Here is a 16034-nt window from a genome sequence, read left to right on the forward strand (position 1 = left end):
ATCTATGTAAGTAAAAAATATTCTCTATAAACAGACGGTTACGGAGTTATTATGGCATCAGATACAACTATTTTCCATAGCACTCGTTCGCTTAAACCAACATGCACTTCAAAAGAAGCAATACGTAAAGGAATTGCTGAAGATGGCGGATTATTTGTAGCCGATAGCCTTGGTAGCGAGCGTTACGATATTTCTAAATTGCAAGGCAAATCGTATCAAGAAATTGCGCAAGATATTTTACAACTGTTACTGCCAGATTATACTTCAGAAGAGCTTTCTTCTTGCATTAAACTGGCATACGGCAATCAATGGGCTAATAACGCTATTACTCCACTCCAGCAGCTTGGAAACACTCGCGATTTTGTGATGGAACTTTTCCATGGTCCTACATGCGCGTTTAAAGACGTTGCTTTGCAAATGTTGCCACAATTAATGTCTCGCACTAAAACTCAACACGAAAACGAATCTGATATTGAAAAAAGCGTTATGATTCTAACTGTAACTTCTGGAGATACAGGTAAAGCTGCTTTGGCTGGTTTTGCTGATGTTCCAGGCACTTCTATGGTTACTTTTTATCCAGAAGGAAAAGTTAGCCGCGTTCAAGAATTGCAAATGACTACGCAGGTGGGCGAAAATGTGAAAGTTTGCGCAGTTCGAGGCAATTTTGACGATGCTCAAACTGGCGTAAAACAGATTTTCACCAATAGTGAGCTTAATAAAAATATTGAAGAATCTGCGAATACTGAATTGTCTTCTGCTAATTCAATAAATGTTGGACGACTCGTGCCGCAAGTCGTGTACTATTTTGCGGCTTATAAGCAACTTGTTGAGCGTAAAGCAATAGCTCTTGGAGACGAAGTTGAGTTTTGCGTACCAACCGGCAATTTTGGCGATATTCTTGCTGGATATTACGCAAAAATGCTTGGTCTTCCTGTAAAACATCTTATTGTTGCAAGCAATAGCAATAATGTTTTGTTTGATTTTTTGGTAAGCGGCACTTATAACCGTCAGCGCTCATTCCATCACACTGTTGCTCCTTCTATGGATATTTTGGTTTCTTCTAATTTGGAACGAATGCTTTATTACATGTGCGATAAAGACACGCGTTTAATACAAATGCTTATGAACGATTTACAGCAGTGGGGCGCTTTTGAGATTCCAGAAAATGTGCTTGCAAAGATTCGCTCACTGTTTGGCTGCGGTTGGGCAAATGAAGATCAAATTCGCGAAGCTATTTATGACTGCTGGAACAAGTACAAGTATGTGATCGACCCACATACTGCTTGCGGATTCTTCGTTATGCAAAATATTCCACATGACGAAAGCACACCTAGAGTATTGCTAAGCACTGCAAGCCCATACAAATTCCCTCGCGTTGTTGCTGAAGCTTTGAATATTGAGCATGTGCAAGATATGAATGATTTCAAATGCATGGACGCTCTTAGTAAAGCTACAGGAACTAAAGCTCCAAGCATGCTTAGAAATCTTGAAAATAAAACTCCACGCTTTAATGATGTTATTAATGTTGAAGATATGCCTGAGTATGTTTTAGCTCAAGCGCATAATTTCGCAAAATAATCATAAAGTTTTAAGCGAAAGAGGCTGGTTTACTTGTATAATCCAGCCTCTTTTACTATTCATTCGTTATTACTTTCGAATAAAGCTGCATACACTTCGTTAATAACGTTTAAATCATGACCTTTTCTTGCAGCTGCTGCGAAAAATCTTCGTCTTCGAACTAAAGGCTCAAGATTTCTCGTGCGCGAAGCCGTTTTGCGACCGAGTTCCCACGCTGCTTCAGTGAATACTCCAGAGTTTTGAGCAGAAGCTACATTTTGTGAAATAGCAGCAGGATCAACATTTTTACGCTGCAATTCCATTCGAGTAGCTCTAGCACCAAGAAGCCTCACTGCGCAAGAGCGAATCACCATTTGAGCGTATTGATTGTCATCAAGAAGATGCAATTCAAGCAAGCGATGAATAACCGCGTCAACAGCAACTTCCGTGTAACCTTTTTCTTTAAGCCTTTTGCGCATGTTCATCACAGAGCGAGGAGCATAATCTAAAAGCCTTAAAGCAGCTTCCCTGCAATCATCTTCACTACTATTGCAAAGTTCGTCGCTTAAATCACTTACTTTAGCGTTTTTTACATACGGCATGTTTTTTGTATTATTTTTTGCGCTTAAAAGTACTGACTTATGCGATATTTTTTTGCGAGTATGTGTCACTACACTATTACTTTCGTCATTTTCTTCAGCACGCTCTACTGGATGATCGCGAAGAAAATTCTCTACACTAATAGGCATATTGCATTCGCTTTACACTGTAATCTTATTATTACTTCGATTCGGATGACTTTTGTGCAGAATTTTTAGCTACAGAATCATCATCGAATTGATCTAGTTCAGAATCTTCAGCGAATTGATCTTCAGGATGCATTAAACCTAACGAAGCTTTGACTTTTTCGCTAATTTCTTCAGTAATAGCTGGATTATCTTTCAAGAATTTACGGACGTTTTCACGACCTTGTCCAAGCTGCTCACCTTCATAAGTAAACCAAGAACCAGATTTCTTAATAACTTCAGCTTGCAGTCCCATATCGATAACAGAACCTTCAGTCGAGATACCTTCTCCGTAAAGAACATCAAACTCAGCAGTTTTGAAAGGCGGAGCCATTTTATTCTTGACAATCTTAACTTTAGTTCGGTTGCCAACAGCTTCTTCGCCCTCTTTAATAGTAGAAACTCTGCGAATATCCATACGCACAGACGCATAGAACTTCAAAGCTTTACCACCAGTGGTAGTTTCAGGATTACCAAAGAATACGCCAATTTTTTCACGAAGCTGATTAATAAAAATAGCAGTAGTGCCAGCTTGTGACAGAGCACCAGTCATCTTACGCAACGCCTGACTCATTAAGCGAGCTTGTAAGCCCACATGACTATCTCCCATATCGCCATCGATTTCAGCTTTAGGAACTAATGCCGCTACAGAATCAACAACAATAACATCTAACGCACCAGAACGAATAAGCATATCAGCAATTTCCAATGCCTGCTCACCATTATCTGGCTGAGAAACAATAAGAGCATCCGTGTCTACTCCAAGCTTTCGCGCATAGACAGGATCCAACGCATGCTCAGCATCAATAAATGCCGCTACCCCACCATTTTTTTGAGCATTTGCAACAATATGCAAAGCAAGAGTTGTTTTACCAGAAGACTCAGGACCGTAGACTTCAACTATTCGCCCTCTAGGAACACCGCCAATCCCCAAAGCAGTGTCCAACGCTAATGAACCAGTAGGAATAACTTCTACATCTTGCATAGGTCTATCACCTAAGCGCATTGCAGAACCTTTTCCATATTGTCGTTCAACATTGGCTAAAGCAGTTTCTAACGCTGCTTGGCGACGTGGATCTGTTTTATCCGCATCAATAAGGCGATTAATACTGCCTTTACTTTTTGTTTGCGCCATGTATGCTACTCCTTTCGCATGCCGTTATGTATCGAACGACCTTAGTTCCATACTAGATTCAAGTACAAGCATTTTTGTGCAATGTGGATAAAACATTTAATCCAAGCACTTAAACACTTAACTCAGCTTAAATCATCTCGACAAACATAAGTATACTACATATGCGAACATTTGTTCGATAGCGCGTGTCTTGATTACACCCCAACTACTTACAATCTTCGACATAAGCAATCAAGTCATTAGCTATTCTCAATAACTGAAATACAGTAGATTCGCGAACTTCTTGACGACTGCCAGATAATCTCAATTCAAAAACAAAAGCAGCACTTGATGGCGCAATTTTAGTTACGCTTTGACTTTCGATTTGAGCAAAATCATAATCATAGACGTTACTCACACAGCCATTTTCAAGTTCTTTACGAGCTACATCTTTAACAGAATCCATAACATCACTAACTTGAGGCAAAAATATTCCAACATAAACTAAACCTGCTGGTTTATTACCATCAGGACCAGGACCTGCAACACCAGTTGTAGACAAGCCAATAATAGGAAAATTTGCACAACACTCACAATCTTCCTCATACATCCATCCACTGCCACGATATATTTGAGCAGCTCCAATCGCCATTTGAAAAGCAACATCCTGGTAAACCGCGCCTTCAGATTGTAAAAGATTAGAATTTACGCCAAGAATTTTGGATTTAGCATGAATATCATAAGTGACAGCAGATCCACAAAAAACTCGTGACGCACCAGGAACAGAAACAAAAGCATCAGCCAAAAGCCCGCCAGTTAATGACTCTGCTGAAGCAATATGCATTCCTTTAATAAAACTTTTTTCCAATAGATTCGCAGCTAAAGAAACTGTATTAAAACCTGAAGAATTATTCATAATACGCTCGATATGATTGTAGCTTACGATTTTCCAAAACATAAACCCTTTAGGGATAATCTATGAAAAACCGTAAGCTACAAACAAGAAGTTTAACTCGTTATATTTTATTTACTTCACAGGAGACAAAGGCACTGCATTTTTTGCATCATCAACTTGAGATTCGCTATTTGAAGAACCCTCAAAGAAAGCACTATAGACATACAAAACTGCAGAATAGAAAGCAAAGCCCAAAGAAATACCAAGCAAGCCAAAAGCAACTGCATAGTAAGAAACCATCCAAGAAGGCAATGGATTAGCATGAAGAGTTGCAACAAGAGGTGCAATAATCATTGCAATACCAATCGACTGCGTAAGAGTCTTATATTTTCCTGCAGAGGATGCAGCAATTACCCTTCCACGAACATGAACAACATAAATTCGCACAAGAGTAATGGCAATTTCGCGAATCATGAACAAGATGGTTATCCACCAATAAATTTCGCCGAAAACAGAAGCAATAATAAGCGCAGCTAAAATAAGAATTTTATCCGCAATTGGATCAAGCAACTTACCTAATTCTGTAACCTTATGATATTTACGAGCCATCCACCCGTCAAGCTTATCCGTAGAAGCAGCTACAACAAACAGCACAAACGCAGCCCAACGCAACGAAACTGAATCAAAACCCCATATACCTGCTTTCAAATATAAAACAATAAAAACAAGCGAAAGCAAAATACGGATATAAGTCACAATATTCGGAGCATAATTCCAGCCAGCAAAAAATGATGACTTAGCTTTTTTCTTCATACACATAACCTTCATTCTACTGCAAAGTAAAAACTTCTAGCACATCACACAACTTGGTACTGCACATAACAATACAATATCTTATAACGAATCTGACTCACCACGAATAAAAGCCAAAACTTTTGGCAAATCTTCCGGCTGAACCAAAACTTCGCGAGCTTTAGAACCTTCAGAAGGTCCCACTACTCCTCGAGATTCAAGCAAATCCATCAATCGACCTGCCTTTGCAAAGCCAACGCGCAACTTGCGCTGAAGCATTGAAGTAGAGCCAAATTGCGAGCTAACAACAAGCTCTGCAGCCTGAAGCAACTCATCCATATCGTCGCCAATATCGCTAGTTTTAAGCTTGCTTTGAGCTTGAGCATCAGCTTTTTGAGCCATTTGCTCAATATCTTCACGATACTTTGGCTTGCGCTGCGTGCGAACATACTCAACAGCCTTACGAATTTCAGATTCACTCACCCACGAACCCTGCACACGCTGAGGCTTAGCAGCACCCATTGGAAGGAACAAAGCGTCACCTTGACCAATCAAAGTTTCTGCACCAACAGTATCGAGAATAACCCTGGAATCCGTTGCAGATGAAGTAGCAAAAGCCAAGCGAGAAGGAATATTTGCTTTAATCAGGCCTGTTACAACATCAACAGACGGACGCTGAGTAGCGAGAACTAAATGCACACCTGCAGCTCGAGCAAGCTGAGTAATACGCTGAATAGAACTTTCCACATCGTTCTTAGCAACCATCATCAAATCAGCCATCTCATCTACAACCACAAGTAAATACGGGTATGGAGCAACTTTTCGCTCAGATCCAGCCGGAGCATGAACCTTTCCTTCACGAACAGCCTTGTTGAAATCTTTAACATGACGGAAACCAAAGAATTGCAAGTCATCGTAACGAGCATCCATCTCTTTAACAACCCATTCAAGAGCCTGCGCAGCCTTCTTAGGATCTGTAATAATCGGAGTAAGCAAATGCGGAATGCCAGCATAAGCAGAAAGCTCCACGCGCTTAGGATCGACCATAATCATGCGAACTTGTTCAGGAGTTGCTCTCATAATAATCGAAGTAAGCATTGAATTAATGAAACTCGACTTACCAGAACCAGTAGCACCAGCAACAAGCAAATGCGGCATTTTATCGAGAGCTGCAGTTACGAAATGACCTTCAACATCTTTTCCAACGCCTGTAAGCATAGGATTAGGGTCATTCATAGCTTTTTGCGAGCGCAGAACATCTCCCAAATGCACAATTTCGCGGTCGACGTTTGGAATTTCAATACCAATAGCAGACTTTCCTGGAATTGGCGACAAAATACGCACATCCGTGCTAGCTACAGCGTATGCAATATTTTTTTGCAAATTCGTAACTTTTTCAACTTTTACACCAGGACCAAGCTCAACCTCGTACTGCGTAACAGATGGACCTCTAAGGAATCCAATAACGTGAGCGTCGACGTCAAATTGCTCAAAAGTAGAAGTTAGCGCACGAATAACGTTATCGTTTGCTGGAGTTCTCGCAGCATGAGGCTTGCCATGAGCTAAAAGATTCAAATCAGGGAGCTTGTAAGGTTCAGAGGAAGAATCAAAAGAAGGCTCATTATTATTACCAGCACCATTTTCACTGTCGGTAGCATTTTCATTATCTGAATCTTCCTGATCCCTGCGATATTGATCCATACGTTCAGCTGGAATACTTGACCATGGATCGCTTGCAGATAAAGAGGAATCACTCATAGGAGCTTTTGGCAATATTTCTTCAGGAACAGGCTTTGATGAAGATGAAACACTTCTAGGTGTAAGTTGACTTGAATTATTATCAGCATTTTCAAATTGGGAATTATTTGCAGCATTATTATCGGAAGAGCTGCTCACAGTTCTTGCTTTACGAGGTTCAACTCTTTCAAGATTATCTGCACTATTACCGTGAGAAGCAGCATGCGAAAATGCATCATCGCCGGCGTATTCGTCAAGCAATTCCCCATTATTATTGCTGTTTTTACGCTTAAAGAATGATTTAAACAGTTTCAATACAGAAGACATTTGAGAAGATCTGCTATTATTTTTAGGCGATTCTTCATTGTGAGTTGGCACATCATTTGCAAATTCCAAAGAATTGGTTTTGCTGTCAGAATTATCTTCTGCAGAGTTTCCTAAATCTTCAGAAGACTTTTTACTGTTATATTTAGCAAAAATAGTAGCAACACTTTGAGCTATATCAGTTACATGAAGGCGAGCAATCATTAATATCGAAAAAATAGCAGCTACTACAAAAATAATAATTGCAAAAATACGAGAAAGACCCCACGATAGCGGAGATCCGAGCACAAAACCTAATAACCCACCTGACTTCTGTACAGTGTCTAAATTAAACGCTTTTCCGCGAGGCGCAGAAGAAATATCAAGAATTGAGCAAACAGACAACAATAGAATAATAAATCCGCTAATAACACGAGGATTACCAGAGCCAACTCCACTGTTACGCATCAACCTAAAAGCAACAACGCTTAACCACACAGGCAGAACAACGCTCATAATTCCAAGCAAACTAGAAGACACAAAATGGAGACCTACTCCAATAAACCCACTAACTCTAAACCATTCTGATGCGCAGAACAAAATCGCAAGAACAAGCATAACGAAGCACAAACCGTCCCTGCGATATGCCTCATCGTATTCTCCAACACCAAAAAGCGAGCGCACTAACTTTCCTAAAGTTCTAGGCACAAACAGGAGAATTGTCTCCCACAATGGTTCACTAGGTGAAGCCTTACCAGCCATAAATACTCCTTCTGTGCATTACTTCATTGCGCACGCACAATTTAAGTCGGGAAACACCCTAACCATATCAGTTTACCCTATGTACTGTTCGGCTTGAAGGGTTACAAAACTAACAAAAAAACGGCTGGTCAATTACCAGCCGTTTAAGTGGGGTGGCTAACGCGGCTTGAACGCGCGACCTTCTGAACCACAATCAGATGCTCTACCGACTGAGCTATAGCCACCATGCGCGTGAAAACATACATAATCACACAACAAAGGGATACTATACACGATTTTCTAGATTTCCGCCAGAGCAACACACTTCGGCGCGTCGTAGTAGCAACATCAATTATTCGACAATGGCAAATGCAACAATGGGTGTATGAGTTTTTCTGAGCAAAATCAACGCATTTTTGGCGTAACTGCAAATAGCAACAACACGACAGCACTTCTTCTTGGCTCAGGCGAGCTTGGCAAGGAAATTGCGATTGAGCTTATGCGATTAGGCGTGCGAGTATGCGCTGCCGATAGCTACAAAAACGCTCCTGCAATGCAAATAGCTCACGAATACCACGTGCTAGATATGTCGAATCCGCAAGAATTGCAAGAACTTATTTCAAATGTGAATCCTGACATTATTATTCCAGAAGTTGAAGCTATTGCTACTGAAGTTTTGAAAGATGCTGCTAAAAAGAATATTCAAGTCGTTCCTAGCTCAGATATTGCCGCGATTGCAATGGATCGCGAGCGCTTGCGTAGAATTGCGCACGAAGATTTAGGGCTGCCTACTACACCGTATTGTTTCGCTTCATCTTATGAAGAGTTAGAGGATGGAGCTAAAAAAGTTGGATATCCTTGTGTAGTTAAGCCTGTTATGAGCTCTTCTGGTCACGGTCAGTCAATAGTTCGTAGTTCTGAAAATTTGCTTGCAGCTTGGAATGAAGCTCAGCATGGCAGGCGTGCAGCAGCTGGTCATGAAAATGAGTGTTCACGCGTTATTGTTGAAGCTTTAGCTCCGCTTGATTATGAGCTTACAGTACTTACAATAAGCTCTTGCGCAGGAATTACTACTTGTGAGCCGATCGCTCAGTGTCAGCAAGACGGAGACTATAGAGAATCTTGGCAGCCTGCAAATATTCCTGAATCGATCCGCACTAATGCGAAAGATATTGCAAAGCGCGCTGTAGAAGGTTTGACTGATATTGCGCAAGAAGCTGGCGAAACAGGTTGGGGCATTTATGGAGTCGAATTATTTGTATTAAAAGATGACTCACTGTTATTTAACGAGCTTTCACCTCGCCCACACGATACTGGCATGGTAACTATGATTTCACAGCACTACAGTGAATTCGCATTACACGCATTGGCTATTTTGGGAGTCCCAATTACAGCTAACTATACTGAACTTTCTTTGAAAAATAATGAAGTTGCAGCAAGTCACGCCATTGTTATTAAAGCGGAAGGATCTGTTGGTTTTACGAATATTGCTCAAGCTTTGCAATCTGGCGAAAATCATCGATGCAACTTGCGTATTTTTGCTAAGCCTTCTGTACATGGTCACAGACGAATGGCAGTTTCTTTAGCTACTGGATTAACGCAGGAAGAAGCTAGAGAAAATGCGACACGCATCGCTATGTCGCTAAAAACTATACAAACGAATGCTTAGATACATTGAAAATTAAGGCATAAGAGTTAAAAAAGATAATAATTTACAGTATGTACGAAGGGAAATTTTGTAGGTAACAATTGTTACGCTAATCGTGCTGGCAAAGGTCAGGTAAACCTACAAATATTGTTGGTTTGCGCCTACAACTGTGAATGCACATAAGAGAGGGCATATCATGGAAAAACTTGAGAAGTTGTACGAAGGCAAAGCCAAAAAACTGTATGCTACCGATGACACCAATGTGCTATGGGTTGAATACATGAACCAGGCAACAGCTGGTAACGGTCTGAAGAAAGCTCAGATTGCAGGTAAAGGCAGTTTAAATAACCGGATTACTTCGTTACTATTCCATTTACTTGAGGCGCGCGGCGTAAAAAGCCACTTCCTCGGACGAATTTCCGATACTGAACAACTTGTAAAGCGTATGCGCATGTTCCCACTGGAAATTATTATGCGAAATACTGCTGCAGGTTCTTTTGCAAAACGTTATAACGTTAAAGAAGGAACACCTTTAAAGAAGCCATTGTTGGAGTTCTGCGTAAAGTCCGACGAGCTTGGTGATCCATTTATCAATCCAGAAGGCGTTGTAGCTCTTGGATTAGCAACAGATGAAGAAATGACGGAAGTMACTCGTCAAGCTCATGCTGTTAACAATGCTTTGTTGGATATTTTCTCCAAGATTGATGTTCAGCTTGTTGACTTCAAGATTGAAGAGGGCGTAGACGCGCAAGGTAATATTCTTCTCGCTGATGAAATAACTCCTGATACTTGCAGACTTTGGGATAAGCGCAATGCTGGTACGAATGAGGTAAGCCATTTGGACAAGGACTTGTTCAGACGCGATTTAGGCGACATCATTCCTGCTTATGAAGAGATTTACGATAGGCTTGCATCTTTAGCTCAAAGCGAAGGCTTGGATGTCTCTGTGCGCAAACCTGACGATTGCGTAGAACGATAATGATTGTTGTGGCTCGTACCTTTAGGGGTGCGAGCCACATGCATTCTTAATGTGATTTTGAATAATTTAATATTTATAATTTAAAACCAATACAACAATAAACACTGCATTCATACCGCACATTCAACAAGGTAGGTTTCTCGTGGTATTTCGCGTATATGTGGAAAAACGCACTGGTTTTGACGTTCAAGCGCAACAGCTTTTACATGAGCTTAGGGAGATTCTTGGCATAAGCGCGATTACTTCCGCAAGAATTATTAACCGTTATGACGTTGAAGGTATCAGCAAAGATTTATTCGACAATGCTGTGCAAACAGTATTAAGCGAACCTCCAGTTGATAATACTTACGATTACTTGCCTATTGAAACCGACGAGCACGTATTTGCTGTAGAATTTTTGCCTGGTCAATTCGATCAGCGTGCGCAATCTGCTAGCGAATGCATTCAACTTATTAGTCAAGGCGAACGTCCAACAGTGCGCACTGCTAGAGTAATCGCTTTAAAAGGTGATCTTGACGAAAAAGCACTAAACGATATTAAACACTACGTTATTAATCCTGTTGAAGCGCGAGAAGCTTCACTTGATGAGGTAAAAAGTTTACAGCGAGAAGCAGTTGTACCATCTGATGTAGAAGTAATTAGCTCATTTAACGATTTAGACGAAGCTGGATTACAAGACTTTATTAATACTCGCGGTTTGGCAATGGATTTGGCTGACGCAAAGTTCTGCCAGAAGTATTTCTGTGAAGAACATAGAAATCCTACTATTACAGAAATTCGCGTTATTGATACGTACTGGTCCGACCACTGCCGTCACACGACTTTTGGCACCGAGCTTACAGATATTTCTATTGACGATAACACTGTTCAAGAAGCGTTTAGCCGTTATCTTGATTTGCGAAAAGAACTAAATCGCGAAAATAAGCCTGTTTGCCTTATGGATATGGCAACTATTGGCGCAAAATACTTAAAGCATACTGGCGAGCTTAAAAATTTGGACGAGTCAGAAGAAATCAACGCTTGCACAGTAAAAGTTAAAGTGGACGTAAACGGTCACGACGAAGATTGGCTATTCCTGTTTAAAAACGAAACACATAATCATCCTACAGAGATTGAGCCTTTCGGTGGAGCTGCAACGTGCATTGGTGGCTGCATCCGCGATCCTCTTTCTGGACGCTCTTACGTGTATCAAGCAATGCGCGTAACTGGTGCTGCAGATCCACGCACGCCTATTAGCGAGACTTTAAACGGTAAGCTTCCACAGCGAAAAATCGTAACTTCTGCCGCCGCAGGATACTCTTCTTACGGAAATCAAATTGGTTTAGCTACTGGCGAAGTGCATGAACTTTATCATCCGGGTTATGTTGCAAAACGTATGGAGGTTGGTGCGGTTGTTGCCGCTACCCCAGCCGACCATGTGCGCAGAGAAACTCCAGCTCCTGGCGATGTGATTATTCTTCTTGGTGGACGCACTGGCAGAGATGGCATTGGTGGTGCTACCGGCGCTTCTAAAGCTCAAGATGTTGAAAGTATTGAAGAGTGCGGAGCTGAAGTTCAAAAAGGTAATGCTCCTATTGAGCGAAAACTCCAACGACTTTTCCGACACAAGGATGCTTGCCAACTTATTAAGCGTTGCAACGATTTTGGCGCTGGCGGCGTTTCTGTCGCAACTGGCGAAATTGCCGACGGCTTAACTATTAATCTCGACAAAGTTTCTAAAAAGTATGAAGGTCTCGATGGCACTGAGCTTGCTATTTCTGAATCTCAAGAGCGCATGGCTGTCGACGTTGCGTCAAGTGATGCTGAAGAATTTTTGAAGTATGCTCGTGAAGAAAATCTTGAAGCAGAAATAATAGCGACTGTTACTGAAGAAGCGCGAATGCGAATGACTTGGCGTGGAAAAACCATTGTTGACTTAAGCAGAGCATTCTTAGCTTCTAATGGCGCTCCAAAACAGCAGATACTGCATATTGAAAGTGGAGAATCTTACGAAACTCCATGGCAGAATCAGTCAAATTTGCCGTTAGAAAAGCGCATGCATAACTTAGTTTCGGATATTAATATTGCTTCAAATAAAGGCTTATCTGAACGATTTGATTCTACTATTGGCGCTGCTACTGTGCTTATGCCTTTTGGCGGTCGCCGTCAGCTTACTCCTGCTCAAGCTATGGTTGCTAAATTCCCAGTATTTGGCGAAACAAACACAGCTTCCGCAATGGCTTGGGGCTTTAATCCGTATTTAATGGAAAAAAACCAATTCACTGGTGCCTATGTTGCTGTTGTTGAATCATTGGCAAAGCTAGCAGCTAGCGGTTTCACGCGCGAACGTGCTTACTTGAGTTTGCAAGAATATTTTGGCAAGCCTCACGATATTCCAGAGCGTTGGGGAAAGCCAGCTGCAGCAGTTCTTGGTGCTTTAAGTGCACAGCTTGATTTTGGAGTTGGTGCTATTGGCGGCAAAGATTCTATGAGCGGCAGTTTTGAGAATCTGGATGTGCCACCAACTTTGATTTCGTTTGCTGTTTCTACCGGAGACGCACGTTTAACTGTTTCACCTGAATTTAAGGGTGTAAATCATAAAGTTATACGTATTGCTCCAAAGTATAAATCCGACGGAATCACTCCAGAAAAAGAAAGCTTCCTGAAAGCACTAGAAATTGTAGAAAATATTACGAAAAACAAGCAAGCTCTTGCTATATCTACTCCTGGCTACGGTGCTAGCGCAGAAAGCTTATTCAAAATGACGCTTGGAAATCATATTGGTCTTAAATTATTCAACAATTTAAGCGACGATGATTTATTTAAGCCAGCATATGGAAGCTTCTACGTTGAACTCAAGGAAGACGCTGAAGTTCCATCTTTAGCTAATACAAGCTTGGTTGACGTTGAGATTGTTGGCGAAACAACTGAAAATTACGCAATTACTTCATCAAATAGCGAAGAAATTGATTTAAGTGATTTGCAAAAGGTTTGGGAAAGCGAACTTTCCTCAATCTTCCCGTACAAAAAGCCTGGCGAGATTGTAGAAACTATTAATAACAAAACTAATGTTTCTACTACAAATCACATGCACATAGGAAAACTAAAGCCGCTTTCGCATCCTCGCGTTATTATCCCGGTTTTCCCTGGAAATAATTGCGAATACGATACGCAAGCTGCTTTTGAAAAAGCTGGAGCAGACGCTCATACGCTTATTATTAATAATTTAAGCGCAAAAGATATTGCACAATCAGCTGAGAAATTGGTTGAAGAGATTAAAAAGAGTCAAATTGTAATGATTCCAGGAGGCTTCTCCGGAGGCGATGAGCCGGACGGTTCTGCGAAATTCATTACAGCATTCTTTAGGAATCCAGCAGTAACAGACGCAGTTCGTGACTTGCTTAATAATCGCGACGGTTTAATGCTTGGAATTTGCAATGGCTTCCAAGCGCTTATTAAGCTGGGCTTGGTTCCTTTTGGAGATATTGTTCCTATGGATTCTAACTGCCCAACTCTTACCTACAACACTATTGGCAGACACCAAAGTAGGATTGTTCGCACTAGAGTTGCTTCAAATCTTTCACCATGGTTAGCAAATACGCAAGTTGGAGACATGCATACTGTTGCAATTTCTCATGGAGAAGGTCGCTTTATTGCTACTAACGAAGTTATGGAAAAGCTTATTAACAACGGCCAAATAGCTACGCAATACGTTGATAGCAATGGCGTTCCAAGCATGAGTTTGAATGTGAATCCAAACGGATCGATTATGTCCGTTGAAGGAATTACCAGCCCAGATGGTCGAGTTTTTGGAAAAATGGGACATTGCGAGCGCGCAGGTCGTGACTTGTATGTCAATATTCCTGATTTCCACGAGCAACCATTGTTTGAAGCTGGCGTTGAATATTTCACTGCATGAGCTTTAGTTTACAGTTGCAAGACTTGTATCAAAATAACTACAAAATTCGACGATTACAATCATCGATTATTAGGGGGGTATGAATGTCTGCAGAACTTGAAGATATTCACGAAGAATGCGGCGTATTTGGTGTGTGGGGTCATCAAGATGCAGCTAGGCTGACATATTTTGGACTTCATGCGCTACAGCATCGAGGACAAGAAGGTGCCGGCATTGTATCTAACGACAATGGCAAACTGCATGGGTATCGCGGATTGGGATTACTAACTCAAGTATTTAGCAATGAACAAGTTATGGATCGTCTTACTGGAAACAGGGCTATCGGTCACGTGCGATATGCTACTGCAGGTTCTGGAAGCGTTGATAACATTCAGCCTTTCCTATTCCGTTTCCACGATGGAGACGTAGCTCTTGCTCATAACGGAAATTTGACAAATTGCACTAGCCTACGTAATTCCTTGGAAGATAAAGGCTCAATATTCCACTCAAATTCTGATACTGAAATATTGATGCATTTAATTCGCCACTCCAGTAAAGCAACTTTTATGGATCGCCTAAAAGAAGCTTTACAAACTGTTCATGGCGGTTTTGCTTACTTATTGCTTACTCAAGATGCACTAATCGGAGCAACTGATCCAAATGGTTTCCGCCCTCTTTCGCTTGGTCGTATGAAGAACGGCGCGTACGTGCTTGCTTCTGAAACTTGTGCGCTTGATATTGTGCGAGCAGAGTTTATTCGCGATATTGAGCCTGGCGAAATCATTGTTATTAATGACGATGGCTACACTATTGAGCAATATACAAAGCACGTGCAGCATGCAGTATGCTCAATGGAATTTATTTATTTCGCTCGCCCAGATTCTAATATTTACGGTATTAATGTTCATTCTGTACGAAAGCGCATGGGTGCACGTTTGGCTAAAGAATCTCCTGTTGAAGCAGATATGGTTATTGGAGTACCTAATTCTTCACTTTCTGCTGCTGCAGGATACGCTGAAACAAGCGGAATTCCAAACGAAATGGGATTGATTAAAAACCAATATGTTGCACGCACTTTTATTCAACCGACACAAGAATTACGCGAGCAAGGCGTTCGTATGAAACTTTCTGCTGTTCGTGGTGTGGTTGCAGGAAAACGCGTTATTGTTATTGACGATTCGATTGTTCGCGGAACTACTTCTAAGCGCATTGTGCAATTGCTTCGAGAAGCTGGCGCTAAAGAAGTGCATATGCGTATTTCTTCCCCTCCGCTTAAATATCCTTGCTTCTACGGTATCGATATTCAAACTACGAAGGAACTTATTGCAGCAAAGCATTCAGTTGAAGAAATTCGTGAGTATATCGATGCTGATTCCTTAGCATTTTTGTCTTTAGATGGATTAGTCGAGTCGATTGGATTAAAAAAGCCCGCTCCTTATGGCGGTTTGTGCGTTGCTTACTTTAATGGCGACTACCCTACTGCACTAGACGATTATGGCGAAGAATTCTTGGCTTCACTTACTCCTGAAGAACGCGAACATTTGCAAGAAGTAAGGAAGCACAGTAAATATTCACACGAAAATCTTATATAACTTAATAACTTGAT

10 protein-coding genes and 1 tRNA gene are annotated in these 16034 nt (G+C 41.2%); 5 read left to right on the top strand and 6 right to left on the bottom strand.

Features of this window, described 5'->3' with window-relative positions; translation table 11 throughout:
- Window positions 1–51: 51 nt before the first annotated feature.
- Window positions 52–1578: a threonine synthase gene (gene thrC / locus A5295_RS02400; RefSeq protein ID WP_064621598.1), complete on the top strand. Its 1527-nt coding sequence runs from the start codon at window positions 52–54 to the stop codon at window positions 1576–1578.
- A gap of 59 nt (window positions 1579–1637) precedes the next feature.
- Here the strand turns inward: thrC and A5295_RS02405 are convergent, their stop codons facing one another.
- The 6 genes from A5295_RS02405 to A5295_RS02430 all read right to left on the bottom strand — a co-directional run bounded on the left by A5295_RS02405 (window position 1638) and on the right by A5295_RS02430 (window position 8169).
- Complete coding sequence (locus A5295_RS02405) at window positions 1638–2306, bottom strand: regulatory protein RecX (protein ID WP_064621599.1); 669 nt, start codon at window positions 2304–2306, stop codon at window positions 1638–1640.
- A 31-nt stretch (window positions 2307–2337) separates the two neighbouring features.
- Window positions 2338–3477 carry a recombinase RecA gene (gene recA / locus A5295_RS02410; protein ID WP_064621600.1) on the bottom strand — a complete coding sequence of 380 codons (1140 nt, stop codon included), beginning with the start codon at window positions 3475–3477 and terminating at the stop codon, window positions 2338–2340.
- A 205-nt stretch (window positions 3478–3682) separates the two neighbouring features.
- Window positions 3683–4372 (bottom strand): CinA family protein, encoded by a 690-nt coding sequence (locus A5295_RS02415; RefSeq protein WP_064621605.1) that lies wholly within the window; start codon window positions 4370–4372, stop codon window positions 3683–3685.
- Window positions 4373–4483: 111 nt separating this feature from the next.
- Window positions 4484–5179, bottom strand: a complete 696-nt coding sequence (pgsA, locus tag A5295_RS02420) for a CDP-diacylglycerol--glycerol-3-phosphate 3-phosphatidyltransferase (RefSeq protein ID WP_100066699.1) — start codon at window positions 5177–5179, stop codon at window positions 4484–4486.
- Window positions 5180–5245: 66 nt separating this feature from the next.
- A complete protein-coding gene (locus A5295_RS02425; RefSeq protein ID WP_064621601.1) occupies window positions 5246–7945 on the bottom strand; it encodes a DNA translocase FtsK in 2700 nt (899 codons plus the stop codon).
- Window positions 7946–8093: 148 nt separating this feature from the next.
- Window positions 8094–8169, bottom strand: a tRNA-His gene (locus A5295_RS02430).
- A gap of 140 nt (window positions 8170–8309) precedes the next feature.
- Here A5295_RS02430 and purT point away from each other — a divergent pair.
- The 4 genes from purT (at window position 8310) to purF (ending at window position 16020) form a co-directional block, all read left to right on the top strand.
- Window positions 8310–9593: a formate-dependent phosphoribosylglycinamide formyltransferase gene (purT, locus tag A5295_RS02435; RefSeq protein WP_064621602.1), complete on the top strand. Its 1284-nt coding sequence runs from the start codon at window positions 8310–8312 to the stop codon at window positions 9591–9593.
- 175 nt (window positions 9594–9768) lie between these two features.
- Window positions 9769–10551 carry a phosphoribosylaminoimidazolesuccinocarboxamide synthase gene (purC, locus tag A5295_RS02440; protein ID WP_064621603.1) on the top strand — a complete coding sequence of 261 codons (783 nt, stop codon included), beginning with the start codon at window positions 9769–9771 and terminating at the stop codon, window positions 10549–10551.
- Between the two features lie 142 nt (window positions 10552–10693).
- Window positions 10694–14449 (top strand): phosphoribosylformylglycinamidine synthase, encoded by a 3756-nt coding sequence (locus A5295_RS02445; RefSeq protein WP_064621604.1) that lies wholly within the window; start codon window positions 10694–10696, stop codon window positions 14447–14449.
- Between the two features lie 83 nt (window positions 14450–14532).
- Window positions 14533–16020, top strand: a complete 1488-nt coding sequence (gene purF, locus A5295_RS02450) for an amidophosphoribosyltransferase (protein WP_004105975.1) — start codon at window positions 14533–14535, stop codon at window positions 16018–16020.
- Window positions 16021–16034 lie beyond the last annotated feature (14 nt).

Origin of the sequence: Gardnerella sp. 26-12 (assembly GCF_001660745.1) — a bacterium.
GTDB lineage: Bacteria > Actinomycetota > Actinomycetes > Actinomycetales > Bifidobacteriaceae > Bifidobacterium > Bifidobacterium swidsinskii.